This is a genomic window from Salmonella sp. A7, from assembly GCF_020181675.1.
Classification (GTDB): Bacteria; Pseudomonadota; Gammaproteobacteria; order Enterobacterales; family Enterobacteriaceae; genus Salmonella; species Salmonella enterica.
The window spans coordinates 430913-454085 of record NZ_CP084001.1 but is presented as its reverse complement, the minus strand read 5'-3'; the positions used below and the strand labels follow the sequence as shown (position 1 = coordinate 454085).

The following is a 23173-nucleotide window of genomic DNA, read 5'->3' as shown; positions in this document are numbered from 1 at the left end:
ATGAAAAGACTAATTCCAGTTGCATTGCTTACCACCTTATTGGCAGGTTGTGCACATGATTCTCCCTGCGTACCGGTTTATGACGATCAAGGGCGGCTGGTTCATACCAATACATGTATGAAAGGTACTACGCAGGATAACTGGGAGACAGCAGGCGCTATTGCTGGCGGCGCTGCGGCGGTAGCAGGGTTGACGATGGGTATCATTGCGCTTTCTAAATGATACATGCAGGCGCGGCAATGCCGCGCTTTCAGTAATAATATAAAGGTCGTAAGGATACTCAGCGACGTAATCTGTTCAGCCTATCCCCCGAAAGTTAACACGATAAAACGCTCTCTTTTCTTACTCGCCCATCCCGATAGTATTTATTCTATTCCTTGTCCGATGCAGACAAAATTGTAGCTTGATAGCATCGTAAGCCGCATTACAAACAGGCTTTATACAGTAAGACTTAGAGCGTGATCATTAGGCGTAATTATTACAGACAGTCTGGATATAAACCGGAGCATACACGTAATACATGAGGATTTTGAGCACTGTCCCAGGGCCAAACTGGCAAATAAAATAGCCTAATGGGCCAGACTCTTAGTCCTCAGCGAATATCTCTATTGCTTATTAGAGGCGTAAGTAAAAGCCGTTTGTACATCTACGTCAGCACGGTTCACATTCGATGGTTCAGGCGGATATATGGCGGGAAATCACGTTTACTAAAACGGTTTTTATCCACCCTACGAAGATGTTATATACCCAAAATAATTCAAGTTGCTTAAAGGCGGCAAGGGAGTGAGTCCCCAGGAGCATAGATAACTATGTGACTGGGGTGGGCGACAAATCTGCCGGGAGCAGATTTGAACGTCGCGTGCGACGGCCCGTCAGGGCGAGGCCCATGAATGGGCCGAGTAATCCGTAGCCAACACATAAGCGACTTGAAGTATGAAGGGTATAAACCAAATATAAAACGCGTCGGCGCCATTATCCGATAACTTTTTCCATAGAAAGATAAATGCAAAAAGGCCCAATCTTTCGATTGGGCCTTTTGCTTTATTTGATGTCTGGCAGTTTATGGCGGGCGTCCTGCCCGCCACCCTACGGGCCGTTGCTGCGCAACGTTCAAATCCGCTCCCGGCGGATTTCTCCTCCTCAGGAGAGTGCTCACCGACAAAAAACAGATAAAACAAAAGGCCCAGTCTTTCGACTGAGCCTTTTGTTTTATTTGATGTCTGGCAGTTCCCTACTCTCGCATGGGGAGACCCCACACTACCATCGGCGCTACGGCGTTTCACTTCTGAGTTCGGCATGGGGTCAGGTGGGACCACCGCGCTACTGCCGCCAGACAAATTCTTTTTCAAATGCCGAACTTTAACCGTATTAAGTGGTGCTGATACCCAGAGTCGAACTGGGGACCTCACCCTTACCAAGGGTGCGCTCTACCAACTGAGCCATATCAGCACACTAAATTTGATGCCTGGCAGTTCCCTACTCTCGCATGGGGAGACCCCACACTACCATCGGCGCTACGGCGTTTCACTTCTGAGTTCGGCATGGGGTCAGGTGGGACCACCGCGCTAGTGCCGCCAGGCAAATTCTTTTATGCTCAGTACGCAATTCTTTATCACATCAGCGGCGTTGCCTGCGCTCGTAAAGTCAGTCACATACTTCTGTATGCTCCTTCCTTTCCTTCGCTTGCCGCCTTGCTGCTGCGCAAATTATTGCGTACTCAACTCTGAATCAGTGCTGAAAATCGTCTCTCAACCGCCAAAACATCTTCGGCGTTGTAAGGTTAAGCCTCACGGTTCATTAGTACCGGTTAGCTCAACGCATCGCTGCGCTTACACACCCGGCCTATCAACGTCGTCGTCTTCAACGTTCCTTCAGGAGACTTTAAGTCTCAGGGAGAACTCATCTCGGGGCAAGTTTCGTGCTTAGATGCTTTCAGCACTTATCTCTTCCGCATTTAGCTACCGGGCAGTGCCATTGGCATGACAACCCGAACACCAGTGATGCGTCCACTCCGGTCCTCTCGTACTAGGAGCAGCCCCCCTCAGTTCTCCAGCGCCCACGGCAGATAGGGACCGAACTGTCTCACGACGTTCTAAACCCAGCTCGCGTACCACTTTAAATGGCGAACAGCCATACCCTTGGGACCTACTTCAGCCCCAGGATGTGATGAGCCGACATCGAGGTGCCAAACACCGCCGTCGATATGAACTCTTGGGCGGTATCAGCCTGTTATCCCCGGAGTACCTTTTATCCGTTGAGCGATGGCCCTTCCATTCAGAACCACCGGATCACTATGACCTGCTTTCGCACCTGCTCGCGCCGTCACGCTCGCAGTCAAGCTGGCTTATGCCATTGCACTAACCTCCTGATGTCCGACCAGGATTAGCCAACCTTCGTGCTCCTCCGTTACTCTTTAGGAGGAGACCGCCCCAGTCAAACTACCCACCAGACACTGTCCGCAACCCGGATCACGGGTCCACGTTAGAACATCAAACATTAAAGGGTGGTATTTCAAGGTCGGCTCCATGCAGACTGGCGTCCACACTTCAAAGCCTCCCACCTATCCTACACATCAAGGCTCAATGTTCAGTGTCAAGCTATAGTAAAGGTTCACGGGGTCTTTCCGTCTTGCCGCGGGTACACTGCATCTTCACAGCGAGTTCAATTTCACTGAGTCTCGGGTGGAGACAGCCTGGCCATCATTACGCCATTCGTGCAGGTCGGAACTTACCCGACAAGGAATTTCGCTACCTTAGGACCGTTATAGTTACGGCCGCCGTTTACCGGGGCTTCGATCAGGAGCTTCGCTTGCGCTGACCCCATCAATTAACCTTCCGGCACCGGGCAGGCGTCACACCGTATACGTCCACTTTCGTGTTTGCACAGTGCTGTGTTTTTAATAAACAGTTGCAGCCAGCTGGTATCTTCGACTGACTTCAGCTCCATGAGTAAATCACTTCACCTACGTGTCAGCGTGCCTTCTCCCGAAGTTACGGCACCATTTTGCCTAGTTCCTTCACCCGAGTTCTCTCAAGCGCCTTGGTATTCTCTACCTGACCACCTGTGTCGGTTTGGGGTACGATTTGATGTTACCTGATGCTTAGAGGCTTTTCCTGGAAGCAGGGCATTTGTTGCTTCAGCACCGTAGTGCCTCGTCATCACGCCTCAGCCTTGATTTTCCGGATTTGCCTGGAAAACCAGCCTACACGCTTAAACCGGGACAACCGTCGCCCGGCCAACATAGCCTTCTCCGTCCCCCCTTCGCAGTAACACCAAGTACGGGAATATTAACCCGTTTCCCATCGACTACGCCTTTCGGCCTCGCCTTAGGGGTCGACTCACCCTGCCCCGATTAACGTTGGACAGGAACCCTTGGTCTTCCGGCGAGCGGGCTTTTCACCCGCTTTATCGTTACTTATGTCAGCATTCGCACTTCTGATACCTCCAGCAACCCTCACAGGCCACCTTCGCAGGCTTACAGAACGCTCCCCTACCCAACAACACCTGAGTGTCGCTGCCGCAGCTTCGGTGCATGGTTTAGCCCCGTTACATCTTCCGCGCAGGCCGACTCGACCAGTGAGCTATTACGCTTTCTTTAAATGATGGCTGCTTCTAAGCCAACATCCTGGCTGTCTGGGCCTTCCCACATCGTTTCCCACTTAACCATGACTTTGGGACCTTAGCTGGCGGTCTGGGTTGTTTCCCTCTTCACGACGGACGTTAGCACCCGCCGTGTGTCTCCCGTGATAACATTCTCCGGTATTCGCAGTTTGCATCGGGTTGGTAAGCCGGGATGGCCCCCTAGCCGAAACAGTGCTCTACCCCCGGAGATGAATTCACGAGGCGCTACCTAAATAGCTTTCGGGGAGAACCAGCTATCTCCCGGTTTGATTGGCCTTTCACCCCCAGCCACAGGTCATCCGCTAATTTTTCAACATTAGTCGGTTCGGTCCTCCAGTTAGTGTTACCCAACCTTCAACCTGCCCATGGCTAGATCACCGGGTTTCGGGTCTATACCCTGCAACTTAACGCCCAATTAAGACTCGGTTTCCCTCCGGCTCCCCTATTCGGTTAACCTTGCTACAGAATATAAGTCGCTGACCCATTATACAAAAGGTACGCAGTCACCCCACCACTAAGCCCCCTCTGCTTCTTTTGAGGTTGAACGTCGCTTTCGCTCCGTTAACCGTATCCTCAGCAAAGGATGCGTATGTGGAGTTCACCACTGGCTTAGTGGTGGGGCTCCCACTGCTTGTACGTACACGGTTTCAGGTTCTTTTTCACTCCCCTCGCCGGGGTTCTTTTCGCCTTTCCCTCACGGTACTGGTTCACTATCGGTCAGTCAGGAGTATTTAGCCTTGGAGGATGGTCCCCCCATATTCAGACAGGATACCACGTGTCCCGCCCTACTCATCGAGCTCACAGCACATGCGCTTTTGTGTACGGGGCTGTCACCCTGTATCGCGCGCCTTTCCAGACGCTTCCACTAACACACATGCTGATTCAGGCTCTGGGCTCCTCCCCGTTCGCTCGCCGCTACTGGGGGAATCTCGGTTGATTTCTTTTCCTCGGGGTACTTAGATGTTTCAGTTCCCCCGGTTCGCCTCATTAACCTATGGATTCAGTTAATGATAGTGTGACGAGTCACACTGGGTTTCCCCATTCGGAAATCGCCGGTTATAACGGTTCATATCACCTTACCGGCGCTTATCGCAGATTAGCACGTCCTTCATCGCCTCTGACTGCCAGGGCATCCACCGTGTACGCTTAGTCGCTTAACCTCACAACCCGAAGATGTTTCTTGCGATTCATCATCGTGTTGCGAAAATTTGAGAGACTCACGAACAACCTTCGTTGTTCTGTGTTTCAATTTTCAGCTTGATCCAGATTTTTAAAGAGCAAATATCTCAAACGTGACTCTTAAGTCAGTTTTGAGATACTGATGGCAACGCCTTTCACACATTACCGCGCAAGTGGCGTCCCCTAGGGGATTCGAACCCCTGTTACCGCCGTGAAAGGGCGGTGTCCTGGGCCTCTAGACGAAGGGGACGTATCAGTCTGCTTCGCAAGACGCCTTGCTATTTACTTTTCATCAGACAATCTGTGTGAGCACTGCAAAGTACGCTTCTTTAAGGTAAGGAGGTGATCCAACCGCAGGTTCCCCTACGGTTACCTTGTTACGACTTCACCCCAGTCATGAATCACAAAGTGGTAAGCGCCCTCCCGAAGGTTAAGCTACCTACTTCTTTTGCAACCCACTCCCATGGTGTGACGGGCGGTGTGTACAAGGCCCGGGAACGTATTCACCGTGGCATTCTGATCCACGATTACTAGCGATTCCGACTTCATGGAGTCGAGTTGCAGACTCCAATCCGGACTACGACGCACTTTATGAGGTCCGCTTGCTCTCGCGAGGTCGCTTCTCTTTGTATGCGCCATTGTAGCACGTGTGTAGCCCTGGTCGTAAGGGCCATGATGACTTGACGTCATCCCCACCTTCCTCCAGTTTATCACTGGCAGTCTCCTTTGAGTTCCCGGCCGGACCGCTGGCAACAAAGGATAAGGGTTGCGCTCGTTGCGGGACTTAACCCAACATTTCACAACACGAGCTGACGACAGCCATGCAGCACCTGTCTCACAGTTCCCGAAGGCACCAATCCATCTCTGGAAAGTTCTGTGGATGTCAAGACCAGGTAAGGTTCTTCGCGTTGCATCGAATTAAACCACATGCTCCACCGCTTGTGCGGGCCCCCGTCAATTCATTTGAGTTTTAACCTTGCGGCCGTACTCCCCAGGCGGTCTACTTAACGCGTTAGCTCCGGAAGCCACGCCTCAAGGGCACAACCTCCAAGTAGACATCGTTTACGGCGTGGACTACCAGGGTATCTAATCCTGTTTGCTCCCCACGCTTTCGCACCTGAGCGTCAGTCTTTGTCCAGGGGGCCGCCTTCGCCACCGGTATTCCTCCAGATCTCTACGCATTTCACCGCTACACCTGGAATTCTACCCCCCTCTACAAGACTCAAGCCTGCCAGTTTCGAATGCAGTTCCCAGGTTGAGCCCGGGGATTTCACATCCGACTTGACAGACCGCCTGCGTGCGCTTTACGCCCAGTAATTCCGATTAACGCTTGCACCCTCCGTATTACCGCGGCTGCTGGCACGGAGTTAGCCGGTGCTTCTTCTGCGGGTAACGTCAATTGCTGCGGTTATTAACCACAACACCTTCCTCCCCGCTGAAAGTACTTTACAACCCGAAGGCCTTCTTCATACACGCGGCATGGCTGCATCAGGCTTGCGCCCATTGTGCAATATTCCCCACTGCTGCCTCCCGTAGGAGTCTGGACCGTGTCTCAGTTCCAGTGTGGCTGGTCATCCTCTCAGACCAGCTAGGGATCGTCGCCTTGGTGAGCCGTTACCTCACCAACAAGCTAATCCCATCTGGGCACATCTGATGGCAAGAGGCCCGAAGGTCCCCCTCTTTGGTCTTGCGACGTTATGCGGTATTAGCCACCGTTTCCAGTAGTTATCCCCCTCCATCAGGCAGTTTCCCAGACATTACTCACCCGTCCGCCACTCGTCAGCAAAGCAGCAAGCTGCTTCCTGTTACCGTTCGACTTGCATGTGTTAGGCCTGCCGCCAGCGTTCAATCTGAGCCATGATCAAACTCTTCAATTTAAAAGTTTGATGCTCAATGAATTAAACTTCGTAATGAATTACGTGTTCACTCTTGAGACTTGGTATTCATTTTTCGTCTTGCGACGTCAAGAATCCGTATCTTCGAGTGCCCACACAGATTGTCTGATAAATTGTTAAAGAGCAGGTGCGACGCGGCTTTCAGCTCACCGTCGCGAGGTGGCGTATATTACGCTTTCCTCTTTCAGAGTCAACCCTGAATTTCAGGATTTTTCTCTTCAACCGACCGGCTGTTTGTGTGAAGTGATTCACATCCGCCGTGTCGATGGAGGCGCATTATAGGGATCCCATTTTTTTGCACAAGCGTTTTTTGGATCTTTTTTTCTGTTTGTTGATTTTTCATCCCTTTCGCTCCATTCCTGCACAAAGTGGCGATTTTTTGATGCTATCTCCCCTTGCACAACGCCATTAAAGCAACCAAAGTCTTCATGACTATTCATTTATGATGAGGTAGACATGTCTGACACATTACGTCCTTATAAGGATCTTTTTCCTGAAATCGGTCAGCGCGTGATGATCGATACCAGCAGCGTGGTTATTGGCGATGTCCGTCTGGCGGATGATGTCGGGATCTGGCCGCTTGTGGTGATTCGCGGCGATGTGAATTACGTTGCGATAGGGGCTCGTACGAACATTCAGGATGGCAGCGTTCTTCACGTAACCCACAAGTCTCCATCCAATCCACACGGCAACCCATTAATCATTGGCGAAGATGTTACCGTTGGCCATAAAGTTATGCTGCACGGCTGTACCATCGGTAACCGCGTACTGGTCGGTATGGGCTCCATTGTGCTGGATGGTGCGATAATAGAAGATGACGTAATGATTGGCGCGGGAAGCCTGGTGCCGCAGCACAAACGGCTGGAAAGCGGCTATTTATATCTTGGCAGTCCGGTAAAACAGATCCGCCCCCTGAGCGATGCTGAGAGATCGGGTCTGCAGTACTCCGCCAATAACTATGTAAAATGGAAAGACGACTATCTTTCTCAGGATAACCATATCCAACCGTGATCGTCTTCCTGCTGGGCCAGGATTAATGCTTCCGCCTCTTCTTCCAGGTCCCAGCGATACTCACGAAAAATGGCCAGCCATTGCTCCACTGTTTCTCCACCAAAGCGATACGCCAGTACATCTTTTTTTATTGCACACGTGAGTTGCATCCCATTGACCATGGCGGGAAAGATGACAGCGCTGGCGGCAGTATCCCATTCTTCGCGGTCAGGAAATTGTATGGCCTGGTTCACGCTAATAATTCCTGCTGTAGCAGCTCAATCACTGGCTCGACCTGCGGTAATACACCGTGCCAAAGCAAAACGGCGTGTGCAGCCTGCCCCACCAGCATTCCCAGCCCATCTGCGTAACGTTTTGCGCCCTGTTGTACACACCAGGAGAGAAATGGCGTATTCCCTTTTTGATAGAACATGTCATAGCAACAGAGGGAAGGGTGAATAAGTGACGCCGGAATCGCCGGGATTTCGCCCCGTATGCCGCTGGAGGTCGCATTAATAATCAGGTCAAACTCACAACTATCCAGCTTGTCCATATCCATGGCATGAACGCTGCCGGTATGAGCAAAGATTTTCGCCAACGCTTCGGCACGCGAAGCTGTACGGTTGGTGATAGTGACCGCGCAATCCAAAGAAAGCAGAGGTAACAGCACGCCCCGGGATGCGCCGCCCGCGCCAATCAGCAAAATACGCCATCCTGGGCGGATAAAATTTAAACGTTTGAGATCGCTTAATAAACCGATACCGTCAGTATTGTCGCCAAGCAAACGACCATCTTCCAGCCGTTTTAATGTATTGACTGCTCCCGCCAGCGATGCTCGTTCCGTTAACTCATCCGATCGCGCAAACGCCTCCTCTTTAAAAGGTACTGTGATGTTTGCGCCTTTTCCCCCTGCCGCGAAAAAGGCATCAAGCGTATTAATGAAATTATTAATAGGGGCCAGCACGCGACCATAGGGGTGAACAATATCTAGCTGCTGAGCAAACTGCTGATGAATAAATGGCGATTTGCTGTGAGCAATCGGATTTCCAAAAACAGCATAGGTTTCCATCATATTACCCCTGTCGAAACAGTTCGCCCGTCAGAGCATCGCGAATTTCTGAAGGATTTAAACGCCCACCCGTTGCGCCTTCAACCACCGGAAAATCATCGCCAAATTGCGCACGTACCTCTTCAACGGTACGACATGGCGGTAATCCGCTCAGATTGGCGCTGGTGGAAACCAGCGGTTTGCCATACGCATTGCATAGCGCGACCACCAGCGGGTGGTTGGTAACACGAACGGCCAGGGAATCAAAACGTCCCGTGAGCCAACGCGGCGTTGTCGCGGGCGCAGGAAAAACAAACGTTACCGGCCCGGGCCAGCAATCAAATACCGCTTTACGCTGTGCGGCGGTAAGTATGCTGTCATCAATATAAGGTTTTAACTGCTCAAAGCTGGCGGCAATCAAAATGAGTCCCTTATCGACGGGCCGTTGTTTTAACGCCAGCAGGCGCGTAACGGCTGTTTCACTATCGGGATCGCAGCCGACGCCGAAAACGGCTTCTGTTGGATAAGCGATGACATTTTCTTTATTCAGGAGATCTACCGCTGCGACGATAGATCCTGTTGGCAGGTTATTATTCACTTGTTTATTCCACCGGAACCGGCTTTCCACATTGTTTACTGGCGCAAAAGCGCTTCACGCCCTGCGCGGTTTTCTTTTCGATGAGTAGCGGATAATGGCACTCGGGGCATTCCCCCGCAACCGGTGTGAAGTTAATGACGAACTGACATTCCGGGTAGCGATCGCAGGAATGAAAGATTTTACCGTAACGAGAACGGCGCTGGACCAAATGTCCTTGCTGGCAGGCTGGACAGGCAATCGCCGTTTCATCCGGTTTATCAATAACCACTGTATGTTCACATTGCGGATACTGACTGCATCCGATGAACATACCAAAGCGCCCCTGACGCAGCACCAGTACGGCGCCACACTCAGGACACAGTTGCCCCTCCAGAATTTTAACGATATGTCCGTCCGCCTGACTTTTCAGCGGACGAACGTAATCGCATTCCGGATAGCGAGAACAGCCGAGAAACGGACCATGTTTCCCGGAGCGAATTACCAGTTCGGCCCCGCACTGCGGGCAGGGCTCATTTTTACGCACCGAAAACAGTGCTGATTTAGCCATATTCACTCATGCAGCATTAACACCTATCAATGCAGCATACCTTCATTTACCTCAAAGAGTAATTCTTCCATTTGCTGATAGGCGTTTTCACAGCCCGGAATGTTGAATAACACCATCAAAATAACCCATTTCAAGTCTTCCAGGTCAAACTCTGCGGTATCCAGCGCCAGCACACGCTCAATCACCATTTCTCGTGTTTCGAGGTTTAGCACCTGAATCTGCTCAAGGAATAACAGGAACCCCCGGCAACTGGCATCAAGCCTTTCACACTCTTCAACCGTATAAATGCGCATTGAAAGAGGGTCGGAAGCAAGTTGCATGGGTTCCGCGAGGCCATCTTGATAGTCAGCGAGTTTTTCCAGCCACAGCAGCGCATTGTAGATGTCTTCGCGATCAAACCCGGCGTCGGTGAGATCACGCTCCAGTCTGTCCTGATCCACGCGCAGCTCGGCTTCGTTATGGATGTATGTTTCAAACAAATACATTAGTACGTCGAACATGGCTTGCCCTCCTTAATCGGACATAGCCGCCGGGTACAGCTGCGATCCATCCTGCTAACTCCAGTTCGAGTAGCTGAGCCACTACCGCTGGCACAGGTTGGCCGGCACGTTCAGCGACGACGTCAACAGGTGTTACCTCATCTCCTACGTTAGCCAGGAGCTCAGGAAATGGCAATGCCGCCTCATCCTGATTTAGTGAATAAAGTGAATTTTCCGCCGTAGTTGGCAACCAGTGTAAGCCGTATTGCAAATTTTCCAGAATATCCTCCGGCGTCGTCACAAGCGTAGCCCCTTGTTTAATTAACCAGTGCGTGCCTTCGCTTCCCGGACTACCGATAGGACCTGGTAATGCAAAAACGTCCCGCCCCTGTTCAAGCGCGCAGCGCGCCGTCACCAACGAACCGCTGCGCAACGCCGCCTCAATCACCAGCACGCCTTTGCTCAGTCCGCTGATAATGCGGTTTCTGCGAGGAAAATTTTGCGGTAGCGGAGGCGTTGAAAGCGGAAATTCTGAGATCACTGCGCCGCCGGTGGCAATCAAGTTTTCAGCCAGCACGGCATGTCGGCGAGGATAAATCTTTGCCAAACCATTCCCTAACACCGCTACACTTTTTCCCCCCATACTCACCGCGGCGTTGTGTGCTACGCCATCAATTCCCCGGGCAAGGCCGCTGGTGATCGTCAAACCGCTTTTCGCAAGGCTTTCGCAAAGCAGACGTCCCCAGCGTTCTCCATACCAGGAGTGGCTCCGGCTCCCTACGACGGCAAGTTGGCAGGTATGCAGACAGGCAGGATCACCGTCAATAAAAATAGCGCCGGGATAATCGTCAATAGCACGCAGTTGGGGAGGATAAATTTCACTATCCGCACACAGAAAATAGTGCTGCGGTAGTTCAAGCCAGCGTAACGTCTCATCAAGCACACCTGCTGGAAGCTGTAAAAAACGTTCAGCTTGCCGCGCGGTAAGACCAGCCTCCTGAAGGTGCGTGCGATTTATCTGAGGCTGGCGAATAAGCGAATTCGCCATGTTCAACATCGCCTCGCCATAAAGGTCGCCGACGTACATTAAACGTAACCAAATTTCGGTACGGGCCATCCTTTCCCTCCCCTGCCACAAGCAGTCTGAACAATCTTTGCGATTGGTCACTGATGCTGTCAATCAGGTGGGGATTTGTCTAGAATAGAGGTAATAATCTTTTCAACTCCTGAACACAACTCTGGATAATTATGTCAGTTTTGCAAGTGTTACATATTCCGGACGAGCGCCTTCGCAAAGTCGCAAAGCCGGTTGAAGAAGTGAATGCAGAAATTCAGCGTATCGTCGATGATATGTTCGAAACGATGTACGCCGAAGAAGGTATCGGTCTGGCTGCAACGCAGGTCGATATCCACCAGCGAATCATCGTGATTGACGTTTCGGAAAACCGCGACGAGCGCCTGGTACTCATTAACCCGGAATTGCTGGAGAAAAGTGGCGAAACGGGTATAGAAGAAGGCTGTCTGTCGATTCCGGAACAGCGCGCTTTAGTGCCGCGCGCCGAGAAAGTGAAAATCCGCGCGCTGGATCGCGACGGCAACCCGTTTGAGCTTGAAGCGGATGGTTTACTGGCAATCTGCATTCAGCATGAGATGGATCACCTGGTCGGTAAACTGTTTATCGATTATTTGTCGCCGCTGAAGCAACAACGTATTCGTCAGAAAGTAGAAAAACTCGACCGCCTGAACGCCCGGGCTTAAAGGACAAGAACCAACGTGTCAGATTCACTACGTATTATTTTTGCGGGTACACCTGACTTTGCAGCGCGTCATCTCGACGCGCTGTTAACTTCTGGACATAACGTTGTCGGCGTATTTACCCAACCCGATCGTCCAGCAGGTCGCGGCAAAAAGTTGATGCCCAGCCAGGTAAAAGTGCTGGCGGAAGAAAAAGGCCTGCCCGTTTTCCAGCCCGTGTCGCTTCGTCCTCAGGAAAACCAGCATCTGGTTGCTGACTTACATGCCGACGTCATGGTTGTCGTAGCATATGGTCTGATTCTCCCAAAGGCAGTGCTGGATATGCCCCGTCTCGGATGTATCAACGTTCACGGTTCGCTGCTTCCACGCTGGCGCGGCGCGGCGCCTATTCAGCGCTCACTCTGGGCAGGCGATGCGGAAACCGGCGTCACAATTATGCAGATGGATGTAGGGCTGGATACCGGCGACATGCTGTATAAACTTGCGTGCCCGATTACCGCAGAAGATACCAGTGGCTCACTGTATAATAAGTTGGCTGAACTTGGCCCGCAGGGGTTAATTACCACACTAAAACAACTGGCGGACGGCACAGCGACGCCTGAAGCGCAGAATGAAGCGCTGGTCACTCATGCGGAAAAGCTCAGTAAAGAAGAAGCGCGTATTGACTGGTCTCTCTCCGCAGCACAGCTGGAGCGTTGCATTCGCGCCTTTAATCCGTGGCCAATGAGCTGGCTGGAAATCGACGGTCAGCCGGTAAAAGTCTGGCAGGCGTCCGTCATTGAGGACGCCACGCAGTCGCTGCCGGGAACTATTCTGGCCGCGACGAAACAGGGCATTCAGGTTGCAACAGGCAAGGGGATATTAAATTTGCTTTCGCTTCAGCCTGCCGGCAAAAAAGCGATGAGCGCCCAGGATCTGTTAAATTCACGCCGGGAATGGTTTATTCCTGGTAACCGTCTTGCCTGACGGTCACGCCTTTATAAGCCCGGTGTTACCGGGCATTTTTATTTTATACATATGAAAAAACAAAACAATTTACGTAGTCTGGCAGCACAGGCCGTTGAACAGGTCGTCGAGCAGGGACAATCATTAAGTAATGTGCTCCCGCCGCTGCAACAAAAAGTCGCCGATAAAGACAAAGCGCTACTTCAGGAGCTGTGCTTTGGCGTCCTGCGCACTCTTTCACAGCTGGAATGGCTGATCAATAAGCTGATGTCTCGTCCAATGACCGGCAAGCAGCGTACTGTGCATTACTTAATTATGGTCGGCTTTTATCAGTTGCTGTACACCCGCGTCCCTCCCCATGCGGCGCTGGCTGAAACCGTTGAAGGCGCGGTCGCCATCAAACGTCCGCAGTTGAAAGGGTTAATTAACGGCGTCCTGCGCCAGTTCCAGCGCCAGCAGGAAACGTTGCTTAATGAGTTTGCGACCAGCGATGCGCGCTTTTTACATCCCGGTTGGCTGGTAAAGCGTTTGCAAAATGCTTACCCCACACAGTGGCAACGCATTATTGATGCGAATAACCAGCGTCCGCCTATGTGGCTACGTGTAAATCGTACACACCATACCCGCGACGGTTGGCTTGGCTTACTTAAAGACGCAGGCATGAAGGGATATCCGCATCCCGATTATCCCGACGCTGTACGTCTGGAAACGCCAGCTCCGGTACATGCTTTACCCGGTTTTGCTGAGGGTTGGGTAACTGTCCAGGATGCCTCTGCGCAGGGATGTGCGGTTTTTCTCGCTCCTCAGAACGGTGAGCACATTTTAGACTTGTGCGCCGCGCCCGGCGGTAAAACCACGCATATTCTCGAAGTGGCCCCCGAAGCAGACGTGTTGGCGGTTGATATTGATGAACAACGGCTCTCCCGCGTTTACGACAACCTAAAGCGTCTTGGGATGAAAGCGACAGTTAAACAAGGGGATGGACGTTATCCCGCCCAATGGTGCGGCGAGCAGCAGTTTGACCGTATTCTGCTGGATGCGCCCTGCTCCGCAACCGGCGTCATTCGCCGTCATCCAGATATCAAATGGCTGCGTCGCGATCGCGATATCGCGGAACTGACGCAATTACAGGCGGAAATTCTTGATGCCGTCTGGCCGCGCCTGAAACCCGGCGGGACGCTGGTTTACGCCACCTGCTCCGTACTGCCGGAAGAAAACCGCGATCAGATCAAAGCCTTTTTGCAACGCACTCCCGATGCTGCGCTCAGCGAAACGGGAACACCTGATCAGCCAGGACAGCAAAATCTGCCGAGCGGCGAAGAAGGTGATGGGTTCTTTTACGCTAAGCTAATCAAGAAGTGATGAGATAACGGGCCACGACTGATGAAAATTATCATACTGGGCGCAGGGCAAGTTGGCGGAACACTGGCGGAAAACCTGGTCGGCGAAAACAACGACATCACGGTGGTTGATACCAACGGCGAACGGTTACGCAGTTTGCAAGATAAGTTCGATCTACGCGTAGTTCAGGGGCATGGTTCGCATCCCCGCGTGTTGCGCGAAGCGGGCGCTGACGATGCGGATATGCTGGTCGCTGTCACCAGTTCAGATGAAACTAATATGGTTGCCTGTCAGGTAGCCTATTCACTCTTCAACACTCCAAACCGTATCGCTCGCATTCGCTCCCCGGACTATGTTCGCGATGCGGATAAACTCTTTCATTCTGAAGCGGTTCCGATTGATCATCTGATCGCGCCGGAGCAGTTGGTTATCGATAATATTTATCGTCTGATCGAGTATCCGGGAGCATTACAGGTTGTAAACTTTGCCGAAGGGAAAGTCAGTCTGGCAGTAGTTAAAGCCTACTATGGCGGTCCACTAATAGGTAACGCGCTCTCGACAATGCGAGAGCATATGCCGCATATCGATACCCGCGTTGCCGCAATTTTCCGCCATGACAGACCAATCCGTCCCCAGGGCTCGACTATCGTGGAAGCAGGGGATGAAGTCTTCTTTATTGCGGCTTCACAGCATATCCGTGCAGTAATGAGCGAATTACAGCGTCTGGAAAAACCCTACAAGCGCATCATGCTGGTGGGCGGCGGCAATATCGGCGCCGGGCTGGCAAGGCGTCTGGAAAAAGACTATAGCGTTAAATTGATCGAACGCGATCAACAACGCGCCGCAGAACTGGCTGAGAAACTGCAAAACACGATCGTCTTTTTTGGCGACGCTTCCGATCAGGAATTGCTGGCGGAGGAGCATATTGATCAGGTCGATCTCTTTATCGCGGTCACTAACGATGATGAAGCCAATATCATGTCCGCGATGTTGGCTAAGCGGATGGGTGCCAAAAAAGTGATGGTGCTGATTCAGCGTCGAGCTTATGTCGATCTTGTGCAGGGTAGCGTTATAGATATTGCGATTTCTCCGCAGCAGGCCACCATCTCTGCATTACTGAGCCATGTGCGTAAAGCAGATATCGTCGGCGTTTCCTCACTACGTCGCGGGGTTGCCGAAGCCATCGAAGCCGTCGCGCACGGCGATGAAAGCACTTCCCGCGTGGTTGGCCGCGTCATTGACGAAATTAAACTGCCGCCAGGCACCATTATTGGCGCGGTCGTTCGCGGTAATGATGTCATGATTGCTAATGACAATTTGCGCATTGAACAAGGCGATCACGTCATTATGTTTTTGACCGATAAAAAGTTTATTACCGACGTCGAACGTCTGTTCCAGCCAAGTCCTTTCTTCCTCTAATTTAAGGGGCGCTCATTCAGCGCCCTTTTTAATTCCCTTTATTTATCAAGGTTTAATTTATTTCGCTAAACAGAAGCCGTAAATGGAAAATGCCTTAGCATTTGTTAAACTTATAACGTCAGCTGCATAGGGAGAATAAAAATGAGTTTTATTAAAGAATTTCGCGAATTCGCGATGCGCGGGAATGTTGTGGATTTGGCAGTGGGTGTCATTATTGGCGCGGCATTCGGTAAGATTGTTTCTTCACTGGTTGCCGATATCATTATGCCGCCGTTGGGATTGTTAATCGGCGGGATCGACTTTAAACAATTTGCTTTTACGTTACGCGAAGCGCAGGGAGATATTCCGGCGGTCGTCATGCATTACGGCGTGTTTATCCAGAACGTATTTGATTTTGTGATTGTGGCCTTTGCTATCTTTGTTGCCATTAAGCTTATCAACAGACTCAACCGTAAAAAAGCAGAAGAGCCGGCAGCTCCGCCAGCGCCTTCTAAAGAGGAAGTGTTATTGGGCGAAATCCGCGATCTGCTGAAAGAACAAAATAACCGTTCTTAATAAGCAGAAGGCCAGTGGTAAAAAAGTCACTTACTTTCTTGCCACTGGCCTCCCAGTTCCCTCGATTACCGTGTTTACCTTTACGCAGATAACTTCCTTTGCCTTTCTTATTTTTTTCAACGCGTTGCCTGAACAGTGGATCATGCAGTAATGCCTCAATGGCATTGTCCTTTATCTGCCCTTTCTTATGTTGATAACGACTCATAATGTCTCCCGATTGTATAAATTAACGGCGCGAGTGTAGCCCCGCCGGTTCAATAAATCAACATCCTGATTTCGCTCCACTGGCCCCCTGCTCCAGGGCTTCCAGAATGGAACAATAGACGCTACTGTGGGCCGTTCCGCAACAAGCATCATTAAGCCTTTGTAACGAACGCTGCATCGTTTGCAGTTCCGCAATCCTGGCTTCAACCTCCTGCAATCGCTCTTGCACAATACTTTTTGACTCCTGACAGGTATGGTGCTCAGGATCAATTCGGATCGATAAAAGTTCGCGGATCGAGTCGAGCGTGAAACCCAACTGTCGCGCATAACGAATAAATTTGAGACGCTGCAGATCGTTTTCGGTATACAGACGAAACCCGCCTTCAGTACGTACCTCATGATCCATCATCTGCTGTTTTTCATAGTAGCGAATGGTATCAGGCGTTACGTCTGCCAGCTTTGCCAGCTCACCAATGCGATACATACAAGCTCCGTTAATTATCGTTGATTTTATGCAGCAGTTTTTGTGCATACTCACCGTGTAAAAAGTCGGTACTCAACCCAGCCTGCCGAAGTTTTAGTTCAAGCAGCGAGAGCTGGCGACTAACCTGATGGTATCGAGGGTCATCTTCCCGGATACTGTTGAGGATATCAAGTAACTGAATAGCGTCTCTGCGCTGCTCCAGTTCAGGGGGAAGACAGCCCGCATTCTTGAGTAAGCGATAACCCGCACGAAGTTCCGCCGGCACATGAGAATCATCATCCAGAATAAGCGGCTCGCCGCGGCCAGGCAGATTATCCAACTCGCCTTTACGCTGTGCCTCGATAATATGACGCTCTGCCCACTGGTCAAGTAACCACATACGTCGCTCCAGGGATTGAACGAAAAGAATACAATTATTGTAGATATATGGGGTTCAGGAGGGTATAAAAAAACCCGCCGAAGCGGGTTTTTTTACGTTACTACAGATTACTCTGCAGCAGCTTCTGTTTTCTCTGAACGATCAACCAGCTCGATGTATGCCATCGGCGCGTTGTCGCCTGCACGGAAGCCACACTTCAGAATGCGAGTGTAACCACCGGCGCGGCTCGCGAAACGCGGGCCCAGCTCGTTAAACAGTTTTGCCACGATCTCGTTATCACGAGTACGGGCGAATGCCAGACGACGATTAGCAACGCTATCAGTCTTGGCAAGAGTAATCAGCGGCTCAACTACGCGACGCAGCTCTTTCGCTTTAGGCAGGGTCGTCTTGATGATTTCATGACGAACCAGTGAACCTGCCATGTTGCGGAACATAGCCTGGCGATGGCTGCTGTTGCGGTTCAGTTGACGACCACTCTTACGATGGCGCATGACCTTATCCTTCTCAGTAAAACCTTAACCTGTGATCCGGTTACTCGTCAGCGATGCTTGCCGGTGGCCAGTTTTCCAGGCGCATACCCAGAGACAGTCCACGGGAAGCCAGCACGTCTTTAATCTCGGTAAGAGATTTTTTACCCAGGTTAGGCGTCTTAAGAAGCTCAACCTCGGTACGCTGTACCAGATCACCGATATAGTGGATAGCTTCTGCCTTGAGGCAGTTAGCAGAGCGGACAGTCAATTCCAGATCGTCAACAGGGCGCAGCAGGATCGGATCGAATTCTGGTTTCTCTTCTTTCACTTCCGGTTGACGTACATCACGTAAATCAACGAAAGCTTCCAGTTGTTCAGCCAGGATGGTTGCCGCACGACGAATCGCCTCTTCAGGATCGATTGTGCCGTTGGTTTCCATTTCGATGACCAGCTTGTCCAGGTCGGTACGCTGTTCTACACGCGCTGCTTCAACATTGTAGGCAATACGCTCTACAGGGCTGTAGCAGGCGTCGACCAGCAGACGGCCGATTGGGCGCTCATCTTCTTCCGAATGAATTCGGGTAGAAGCCGGCACATAACCACGACCGCGCTGAACTTTGATACGCATACTAATAGACGCGTTTTCATCGGTCAGGTGGCAGATCACGTGCTGCGGCTTGACGATTTCGACATCCCCATCATGGGTGATATCGGCTGCAGTCACAGGGCCAATGCCAGATTTATTCAAGGTAAGAATAACTTCATCTTTACCCTGAACTCTCACCGCCAGCCCTTTCAGGTTGAGCAGGATTTCCAGGATGTCTTCCTGAACGCCTTCTTTGGTGCTGTACTCATGTAGTACACCATCAATCTCAACCTCGGTCACCGCGCAACCCGGCATCGATGAGAGCAGAATACGGCGCAGTGCGTTACCCAGAGTATGGCCGAAGCCACGCTCTAAAGGCTCAAGGGTCACCTTGGCGTGCGTCGAACTCACTTGCTCGATATCTACCAGGCGCGGTTTTAGAAACTCTGTCACAGAACCCTGCATTGTGTCCTCTCTTTGGTACTAAGCTTTACTTGGAGTAAAGCTCGACGATCAGGTGTTCGTTAATGTCCGCAGACAGATCAGAACGCTCAGGCTTACGCTTGTACGTACCTTCCATCTTGCCAGCATCAACTTCCAGCCAGGTTGGCTTTTCACGCTGCTCAGCCAGCTCCAGAGCGGCTTTCACGCGAGACTGCTTCTTCGCTTTCTCACGAATGCTAACAACGTCATTCGGACTAACCTGATAAGAAGCGATGTTAACAACACGACCGTTTACCATAATTGCTTTATGGCTAACCAGCTGACGTGCTTCTGCACGAGTGGCGCCGAAGCCCATACGGTATACAACGTTGTCCAGACGACCTTCCAGCAGAGCCAACAGGTTTTCACCGGTGTTGCCTTTCAGACGTGCTGCTTCTTTGTAGTAGTTACGGAACTGACGCTCCAGCACACCGTAAATGCGGCGAACTTTTTGCTTTTCACGCAACTGCACACCATAGTCAGACAGACGCGGCTTACGCGCACCGTGCTGGCCAGGAGCTTGTTCAATTTTACACTTGGTATCGATCGCGCGAACGCCAGACTTAAGGAATAAGTCGGTGCCCTCACGACGGCTCAGCTTGAGCTTAGGACCCAAATATCTTGCCATTTTCTTTCTCCAACTAACCTGGAAAACGAAGCGTTATACGCGACGTTTTTTCGGCGGACGACAACCGTTATGAGGGATCGGAGTCACATCAGTAATATTAGTGATGCGGAAACCAGCGGCGTTCAGAGCACGAATAGTAGATTCGCGGCCTGGACCCGGACCTTTAACCATAACTTCCAGATTCTTGATACCGTATTCTTTCACGGCGTCAGCGCAACGCTCTGCTGCAACCTGAGCTGCAAACGGAGTGGATTTGCGAGAACCACGGAAACCGGAACCACCGGCTGTTGCCCAACCCAGCGCATTACCCTGACGATCGGTAATAGTCACGATGGTGTTGTTGAAAGAAGCATGGATATGAGCCACGCCGTCAGAGACTTGTTTTCTTACACGTTTACGTGCGCGAACTGGTGCCTTTGCCATTATTCAATCACCCCGATTATTTCTTGATCGGTTTGCGCGGACCCTTACGGGTACGAGCGTTGGTCTTGGTACGCTGACCGCGAACCGGGAGACCACGACGATGACGCAAACCGCGATAGCAACCAAGATCCATCAGGCGCTTGATGCTCATGCTGATTTCACGGCGCAGATCACCTTCAACGACAAATTTGGCAACTTCGTCACGCAGCGTGTCGATTTGTTCTTCAGACAGCTCACTGATCTTAACATTTTCAGCGATACCCGCTGCAGCCAGGATGGCTTTAGAACGGGTCTTGCCGACACCGTAGATCGAAGTTAACGCGATCACGGCGTGTTTCTGATCAGGAATGTTAATGCCTGCTATACGGGCCACTATGCACTCCTACTATTTAATATGTACGTACCATGCTGAAAAGCCCGTTTTCAGGATACTCAAATGGAAACGTACAGACATACAAAAGATTGGCTGGCTAATCTAGCCAGCTCAACCCAACTTTGCAAGAAAAATATGCGAAAAAATCAGCCTTGGCGCTGTTTATGCTTCGGCTCGGCACTGCAAATCACACGGATGACACCATCACGCTTAACGATTTTGCAGTTACGGCATAATTTCTTGACGGAAGCACGAACTTTCATTTTTACTCTCCGTAACTTCTCAGGCGACCAATTAACGGCCGTAGCCTTTCAGGTTCGCCTTCTTCAATGCAGACTCATACTGACTGGACATCATCAGAGTTTGCACTTGAGCCATAAAGTCCATAATCACGACAACAACGATAAGCAGTGAGGTCCCACCGAAGTAGAACGGCACTTTCATTGCATCACGCATGAACTCCGGGATCAGGCAGATAAAGGTAATATACAGCGCACCAACCAGGGTCAGGCGGGTCATTACTTTATCGATATACTTCGCCGTTTGCTCTCCCGGACGAATTCCTGGTACAAATGCACCGGACTTCTTCAGGTTATCTGCTGTTTCACGCGGGTTGAAAACCAACGCCGTGTAGAAGAAACAGAAGAAGATGATTGCAGACGCATAGAGTAACACATAAAGCGGTTGCCCAGGCTGCAAATACAGCGAAATTGTTGTCAGCCAGTTCCAACCAGTACCGCCCCCGAACCATGACGCGATGGTCGCCGGGAACAGAATAATACTGGAAGCGAAGATTGCCGGGATTACCCCCGCCATATTCACTTTCAGCGGTAAATGTGTGCTCTGTGCAGCATAGACACGACGACCTTGCTGACGTTTGGCGTAGTTTACCACAATACGGCGTTGACCACGTTCAACGAATACTACAAAGAACGTCACTGCAAATACTAATACTGCAACCAACAGCAACACGAGGAAGTGCAGGTCGCCTTGACGCGCTTGCTCGATAGTATGGGCAATGGCTGGCGGGAGTCCCGCAACGATACCAGCGAAGATGATGATTGAGATACCGTTACCGATACCGCGCTCAGTAATCTGTTCGCCGAGCCACATCAGGAACATGGTTCCTGTAACCAGACTTACAACAGCGGTGAAATAGAATGCAAAGCCTGGATTCATCACCAGGCCCTGCATACCAGGCATATTCGGCAAACCGGTAGCAATACCGATCGACTGGAATATCGCCAGCACCAGAGTACCGTAACGGGTGTACTGGCTGATCTTACGACGACCAGACTCCCCTTCTTTCTTAATTTCTGCCAGCGTTGGATGAACCACCGTCAACAGCTGGATAATGATCGACGCCGAAATATACGGCATGATCCCCAGGGCAAAGATAGAAGCACGGCTGAGAGCACCACCAGAGAACATGTTAAACATTTCAATGATGGTGCCTCGCTGTTGCTCAAGCAGTTTGGCAAGTACAGCGGCATCAATACCAGGGATCGGAATAAAAGAGCCAATACGGAACACAATCAGCGCGCCGATAACAAACAGCAGTCTGCGTTTCAGCTCACCTAAGCCACCTTTGGCACTTTGAAAATCTAATCCCGGTTGTTTAGCCATCTGCTACTTATTCCTCGATTTTACCGCCAGCAGCTTCGATAGCAGCACGAGCGCCTTTAGTAACACGCAGGCCACGAACAGTTACCGGAGTAGTGACTTCGCCAGCCAGGATCACTTTCGCGAACTCGATCTGGATACCGATAATGTTTGCCGCTTTCAGCGTGTTCAGGTCTACAACGCCGCCTTCTACTTTCGCCAGGTCAGACAGACGAACTTCGGCTGTAATCGCTGCTTTGCGAGAAGTGAAGCCGAATTTCGGCAGACGACGGTACAGAGGCATCTGACCACCCTCGAAACCGCGACGTACGCCACCGCCAGAACGAGACTTCTGACCTTTGTGACCACGACCACCGGTTTTACCGAGGCCAGAACCGATACCACGACCCAGGCGTTTACCCGCCTTTTTGGAGCCTTCGGCCGGAGACAGAGTATTTAAACGCATCTCTTACTCCTCAACTTTAACCATGAAGGAAACCGCGTTGACCATACCACGAACAGCAGGAGTATCCTCGCGCTCTACGGTGTGGCCAATACGACGCAGACCCAGGCCAAGCAGCGTTGCCTTGTGTTTCGGCAGACGACCGATTGCACTGCGGGTTTGAGTAATTTTAATAGTCTTTGCCATGGTTTATTTCCCCAGAATTTCTTCAACGGATTTACCACGCTTGGCAGCGACCATTTCTGGAGAATTCATATTTTCCAGGCCATCAATAGTTGCACGAACCACGTTGATCGGGTTGGTGGAACCGTATGCTTTAGCCAGAACGTTATGAACCCCAGCAACTTCCAGAACGGCGCGCATTGCACCACCGGCGATGATACCGGTACCTTCGGAAGCTGGCTGCATGAATACACGAGACCCCGTGTGAACACCTTTAACCGGGTGCTGCAGGGTGCCGTTGTTCAGCGCGACGTTAATCATATTGCGACGGGCTTTTTCCATCGCTTTCTGGATCGCTGCTGGAACTTCACGCGCTTTACCGTAACCAAAACCTACGCGACCGTTACCATCGCCTACTACAGTCAGAGCTGTGAAGGAGAAAATACGACCACCTTTAACGGTTTTAGATACGCGGTTTACCGCGATCAGCTTTTCCTGCAGTTCGCCAGCTTGTTTTTCGATGTGAGCCATCTTACACCTCTAC

General features: G+C 51.2%; 26 protein-coding genes, 2 tRNA genes, 4 rRNA genes and 1 pseudogene. 7 read left to right on the top strand and 26 right to left on the bottom strand.

Annotated elements, in window-relative coordinates; genetic code table 11:
- Window positions 1–222 (top strand): membrane protein, encoded by a 222-nt coding sequence (locus LCS67_RS02165; RefSeq protein WP_000825645.1) that lies wholly within the window; start codon window positions 1–3, stop codon window positions 220–222.
- A 996-nt stretch (window positions 223–1218) separates the two neighbouring features.
- Here LCS67_RS02165 and rrf (LCS67_RS02160) read toward each other — a convergent pair.
- The 7 genes from rrf (LCS67_RS02160) to LCS67_RS02130 all read right to left on the bottom strand — a co-directional run bounded on the left by rrf (LCS67_RS02160) (window position 1219) and on the right by LCS67_RS02130 (window position 7038).
- A 5S ribosomal RNA gene (gene rrf, locus LCS67_RS02160) occupies window positions 1219–1334 on the bottom strand.
- 39 nt (window positions 1335–1373) lie between these two features.
- Window positions 1374–1449 (bottom strand) — tRNA-Thr (locus tag LCS67_RS02155).
- A gap of 14 nt (window positions 1450–1463) precedes the next feature.
- Window positions 1464–1579, bottom strand: a 5S ribosomal RNA gene (gene rrf / locus LCS67_RS02150).
- Between the two features lie 197 nt (window positions 1580–1776).
- Window positions 1777–4781 (bottom strand): 23S ribosomal RNA (locus LCS67_RS02145).
- 193 nt (window positions 4782–4974) lie between these two features.
- A tRNA-Glu gene (locus LCS67_RS02140) sits at window positions 4975–5050 on the bottom strand.
- 85 nt (window positions 5051–5135) lie between these two features.
- Window positions 5136–6677 (bottom strand): 16S ribosomal RNA (locus LCS67_RS02135).
- The 16S, 23S and 5S rRNA genes sit together here with 2 tRNA genes alongside, the layout of an rRNA operon.
- A gap of 208 nt (window positions 6678–6885) precedes the next feature.
- Window positions 6886–7038, bottom strand: a complete 153-nt coding sequence (locus LCS67_RS02130; RefSeq protein ID WP_000795911.1) for a hypothetical protein — start codon at window positions 7036–7038, stop codon at window positions 6886–6888.
- Window positions 7039–7151: 113 nt separating this feature from the next.
- Here LCS67_RS02130 and LCS67_RS02125 point away from each other — a divergent pair, with 113 nt between their 5' ends.
- The gene (locus LCS67_RS02125) at window positions 7152–7706 is read left to right on the top strand and encodes a gamma carbonic anhydrase family protein (RefSeq protein ID WP_001285635.1); all 555 of its coding nucleotides are present in this window, start codon (window positions 7152–7154) and stop codon (window positions 7704–7706) included.
- Here LCS67_RS02125 and LCS67_RS02120 read toward each other — a convergent pair.
- The 6 genes from LCS67_RS02120 to dprA are packed head-to-tail and all read right to left on the bottom strand — an operon-like array spanning window position 7682 to window position 11474.
- Entirely contained in the window at window positions 7682–7939 is a 258-nt protein-coding gene (locus LCS67_RS02120) for a DUF1488 domain-containing protein (RefSeq protein WP_001070578.1), read from the bottom strand. The two genes, LCS67_RS02125 and LCS67_RS02120, sit on opposite strands and share 25 nt — an antisense overlap.
- Complete coding sequence (aroE, locus tag LCS67_RS02115; RefSeq protein ID WP_000451203.1) at window positions 7936–8754, bottom strand: shikimate dehydrogenase; 819 nt, start codon at window positions 8752–8754, stop codon at window positions 7936–7938. The genes LCS67_RS02120 and aroE overlap by 4 nt, the downstream gene beginning before the upstream one ends.
- 4 nt (window positions 8755–8758) lie before the next feature.
- Window positions 8759–9331 carry an L-threonylcarbamoyladenylate synthase type 1 TsaC gene (gene tsaC / locus LCS67_RS02110; RefSeq protein WP_001063621.1) on the bottom strand — a complete coding sequence of 191 codons (573 nt, stop codon included), beginning with the start codon at window positions 9329–9331 and terminating at the stop codon, window positions 8759–8761.
- Window positions 9332–9335: 4 nt separating this feature from the next.
- Window positions 9336–9878 carry a type I DNA topoisomerase gene (locus tag LCS67_RS02105; RefSeq protein WP_001129708.1) on the bottom strand — a complete coding sequence of 181 codons (543 nt, stop codon included), beginning with the start codon at window positions 9876–9878 and terminating at the stop codon, window positions 9336–9338.
- A 26-nt stretch (window positions 9879–9904) separates the two neighbouring features.
- On the bottom strand, window positions 9905–10378 hold the full coding sequence (gene smg / locus LCS67_RS02100) for a DUF494 family protein Smg (RefSeq protein ID WP_000460663.1): 474 nt from the start codon (window positions 10376–10378) through the stop codon (window positions 9905–9907).
- Window positions 10350–11474 carry a DNA-protecting protein DprA gene (dprA, locus tag LCS67_RS02095; protein ID WP_001631020.1) on the bottom strand — a complete coding sequence of 375 codons (1125 nt, stop codon included), beginning with the start codon at window positions 11472–11474 and terminating at the stop codon, window positions 10350–10352. The genes smg and dprA overlap by 29 nt, the downstream gene beginning before the upstream one ends.
- 131 nt (window positions 11475–11605) lie before the next feature.
- Between dprA and def the strand changes: the two genes are divergently transcribed.
- From def to mscL, 5 genes are all read left to right on the top strand, one after another.
- Complete coding sequence (gene def / locus LCS67_RS02090) at window positions 11606–12115, top strand: peptide deformylase (protein ID WP_000114987.1); 510 nt, start codon at window positions 11606–11608, stop codon at window positions 12113–12115.
- Between the two features lie 15 nt (window positions 12116–12130).
- Window positions 12131–13078 (top strand): methionyl-tRNA formyltransferase, encoded by a 948-nt coding sequence (gene fmt, locus LCS67_RS02085; RefSeq protein ID WP_001285176.1) that lies wholly within the window; start codon window positions 12131–12133, stop codon window positions 13076–13078.
- Window positions 13079–13129: 51 nt separating this feature from the next.
- On the top strand, window positions 13130–14419 hold the full coding sequence (rsmB, locus tag LCS67_RS02080; protein WP_031571699.1) for a 16S rRNA (cytosine(967)-C(5))-methyltransferase RsmB: 1290 nt from the start codon (window positions 13130–13132) through the stop codon (window positions 14417–14419).
- Window positions 14420–14440: 21 nt separating this feature from the next.
- Complete coding sequence (gene trkA, locus LCS67_RS02075) at window positions 14441–15817, top strand: Trk system potassium transporter TrkA (RefSeq protein ID WP_000691374.1); 1377 nt, start codon at window positions 14441–14443, stop codon at window positions 15815–15817.
- A gap of 141 nt (window positions 15818–15958) precedes the next feature.
- Entirely contained in the window at window positions 15959–16372 is a 414-nt protein-coding gene (mscL, locus tag LCS67_RS02070; protein ID WP_000008119.1) for a large-conductance mechanosensitive channel protein MscL, read from the top strand.
- A 1-nt stretch (window position 16373) separates the two neighbouring features.
- Here the strand turns inward: mscL and LCS67_RS02065 are convergent.
- From LCS67_RS02065 to rpsE, 13 genes and pseudogenes are all read right to left on the bottom strand, one after another.
- Window positions 16374–16577 (bottom strand): annotated as a pseudogene (locus tag LCS67_RS02065) (alternative ribosome-rescue factor A); the annotation flags it as partial.
- A gap of 57 nt (window positions 16578–16634) precedes the next feature.
- Window positions 16635–17060 (bottom strand): Zn(2+)-responsive transcriptional regulator, encoded by a 426-nt coding sequence (zntR, locus tag LCS67_RS02060; protein WP_000285585.1) that lies wholly within the window; start codon window positions 17058–17060, stop codon window positions 16635–16637.
- 10 nt (window positions 17061–17070) lie between these two features.
- Window positions 17071–17439, bottom strand: a complete 369-nt coding sequence (locus LCS67_RS02055; protein ID WP_000266518.1) for a DUF1992 domain-containing protein — start codon at window positions 17437–17439, stop codon at window positions 17071–17073.
- Window positions 17440–17546: 107 nt separating this feature from the next.
- A complete protein-coding gene (gene rplQ, locus LCS67_RS02050; RefSeq protein WP_001216370.1) occupies window positions 17547–17930 on the bottom strand; it encodes a 50S ribosomal protein L17 in 384 nt (127 codons plus the stop codon).
- Between the two features lie 40 nt (window positions 17931–17970).
- Window positions 17971–18960, bottom strand: a complete 990-nt coding sequence (locus LCS67_RS02045; RefSeq protein ID WP_001162094.1) for a DNA-directed RNA polymerase subunit alpha — start codon at window positions 18958–18960, stop codon at window positions 17971–17973.
- 25 nt (window positions 18961–18985) lie between these two features.
- The gene (gene rpsD, locus LCS67_RS02040) at window positions 18986–19606 is read right to left on the bottom strand and encodes a 30S ribosomal protein S4 (protein ID WP_000135226.1); all 621 of its coding nucleotides are present in this window, start codon (window positions 19604–19606) and stop codon (window positions 18986–18988) included.
- A gap of 33 nt (window positions 19607–19639) precedes the next feature.
- Complete coding sequence (gene rpsK, locus LCS67_RS02035) at window positions 19640–20029, bottom strand: 30S ribosomal protein S11 (RefSeq protein ID WP_001029758.1); 390 nt, start codon at window positions 20027–20029, stop codon at window positions 19640–19642.
- A 16-nt stretch (window positions 20030–20045) separates the two neighbouring features.
- The gene (rpsM, locus tag LCS67_RS02030; RefSeq protein ID WP_000090780.1) at window positions 20046–20402 is read right to left on the bottom strand and encodes a 30S ribosomal protein S13; all 357 of its coding nucleotides are present in this window, start codon (window positions 20400–20402) and stop codon (window positions 20046–20048) included.
- 146 nt (window positions 20403–20548) lie between these two features.
- Window positions 20549–20665 (bottom strand): 50S ribosomal protein L36, encoded by a 117-nt coding sequence (gene rpmJ, locus LCS67_RS02025; protein ID WP_000868187.1) that lies wholly within the window; start codon window positions 20663–20665, stop codon window positions 20549–20551.
- Between the two features lie 31 nt (window positions 20666–20696).
- Complete coding sequence (secY, locus tag LCS67_RS02020) at window positions 20697–22028, bottom strand: preprotein translocase subunit SecY (RefSeq protein ID WP_001118864.1); 1332 nt, start codon at window positions 22026–22028, stop codon at window positions 20697–20699.
- A gap of 7 nt (window positions 22029–22035) precedes the next feature.
- Complete coding sequence (gene rplO, locus LCS67_RS02015; protein WP_001238917.1) at window positions 22036–22470, bottom strand: 50S ribosomal protein L15; 435 nt, start codon at window positions 22468–22470, stop codon at window positions 22036–22038.
- Window positions 22471–22473: 3 nt separating this feature from the next.
- On the bottom strand, window positions 22474–22653 hold the full coding sequence (rpmD, locus tag LCS67_RS02010) for a 50S ribosomal protein L30 (protein WP_001140434.1): 180 nt from the start codon (window positions 22651–22653) through the stop codon (window positions 22474–22476).
- A 3-nt stretch (window positions 22654–22656) separates the two neighbouring features.
- Window positions 22657–23160 (bottom strand): 30S ribosomal protein S5, encoded by a 504-nt coding sequence (gene rpsE, locus LCS67_RS02005; RefSeq protein ID WP_000940121.1) that lies wholly within the window; start codon window positions 23158–23160, stop codon window positions 22657–22659.
- Between the last annotated feature and the right edge of the window lie 13 nt (window positions 23161–23173).

Excerpts from the sequence above, each read along its gene's own strand:
- LCS67_RS02165 (WP_000825645.1), top strand. The coding sequence starts at position 1 with ATGAAAAGACTAATTCCAGTTGCATTGCTTACCACCTTATTGGCAGGT.
- trkA (WP_000691374.1), top strand. The coding sequence starts at position 14,441 with ATGAAAATTATCATACTGGGCGCAGGGCAAGTTGGCGGAACACTGGCG.
- rplO (WP_001238917.1), bottom strand. The coding sequence starts at position 22,470 with ATGCGTTTAAATACTCTGTCTCCGGCCGAAGGCTCCAAAAAGGCGGGT.
- mscL (WP_000008119.1), top strand. The coding sequence starts at position 15,959 with ATGAGTTTTATTAAAGAATTTCGCGAATTCGCGATGCGCGGGAATGTT.
- smg (WP_000460663.1), bottom strand. The coding sequence starts at position 10,378 with ATGTTCGACGTACTAATGTATTTGTTTGAAACATACATCCATAACGAA.
- rpsK (WP_001029758.1), bottom strand. The coding sequence starts at position 20,029 with ATGGCAAAGGCACCAGTTCGCGCACGTAAACGTGTAAGAAAACAAGTC.
- rpsE (WP_000940121.1), bottom strand. The coding sequence starts at position 23,160 with ATGGCTCACATCGAAAAACAAGCTGGCGAACTGCAGGAAAAGCTGATC.
- def (WP_000114987.1), top strand. The coding sequence starts at position 11,606 with ATGTCAGTTTTGCAAGTGTTACATATTCCGGACGAGCGCCTTCGCAAA.
- rpmJ (WP_000868187.1), bottom strand. The coding sequence starts at position 20,665 with ATGAAAGTTCGTGCTTCCGTCAAGAAATTATGCCGTAACTGCAAAATC.
- LCS67_RS02130 (WP_000795911.1), bottom strand. The coding sequence starts at position 7,038 with ATGAAAAATCAACAAACAGAAAAAAAGATCCAAAAAACGCTTGTGCAA.
- rpmD (WP_001140434.1), bottom strand. The coding sequence starts at position 22,653 with ATGGCAAAGACTATTAAAATTACTCAAACCCGCAGTGCAATCGGTCGT.
- dprA (WP_001631020.1), bottom strand. The coding sequence starts at position 11,474 with ATGGCCCGTACCGAAATTTGGTTACGTTTAATGTACGTCGGCGACCTT.
- LCS67_RS02045 (WP_001162094.1), bottom strand. The coding sequence starts at position 18,960 with ATGCAGGGTTCTGTGACAGAGTTTCTAAAACCGCGCCTGGTAGATATC.
- aroE (WP_000451203.1), bottom strand. The coding sequence starts at position 8,754 with ATGGAAACCTATGCTGTTTTTGGAAATCCGATTGCTCACAGCAAATCG.
- rsmB (WP_031571699.1), top strand. The coding sequence starts at position 13,130 with ATGAAAAAACAAAACAATTTACGTAGTCTGGCAGCACAGGCCGTTGAA.
- LCS67_RS02055 (WP_000266518.1), bottom strand. The coding sequence starts at position 17,439 with ATGTGGTTACTTGACCAGTGGGCAGAGCGTCATATTATCGAGGCACAG.
- secY (WP_001118864.1), bottom strand. The coding sequence starts at position 22,028 with ATGGCTAAACAACCGGGATTAGATTTTCAAAGTGCCAAAGGTGGCTTA.
- rplQ (WP_001216370.1), bottom strand. The coding sequence starts at position 17,930 with ATGCGCCATCGTAAGAGTGGTCGTCAACTGAACCGCAACAGCAGCCAT.
- rpsD (WP_000135226.1), bottom strand. The coding sequence starts at position 19,606 with ATGGCAAGATATTTGGGTCCTAAGCTCAAGCTGAGCCGTCGTGAGGGC.
- LCS67_RS02125 (WP_001285635.1), top strand. The coding sequence starts at position 7,152 with ATGTCTGACACATTACGTCCTTATAAGGATCTTTTTCCTGAAATCGGT.
- zntR (WP_000285585.1), bottom strand. The coding sequence starts at position 17,060 with ATGTATCGCATTGGTGAGCTGGCAAAGCTGGCAGACGTAACGCCTGAT.
- LCS67_RS02105 (WP_001129708.1), bottom strand. The coding sequence starts at position 9,878 with ATGGCTAAATCAGCACTGTTTTCGGTGCGTAAAAATGAGCCCTGCCCG.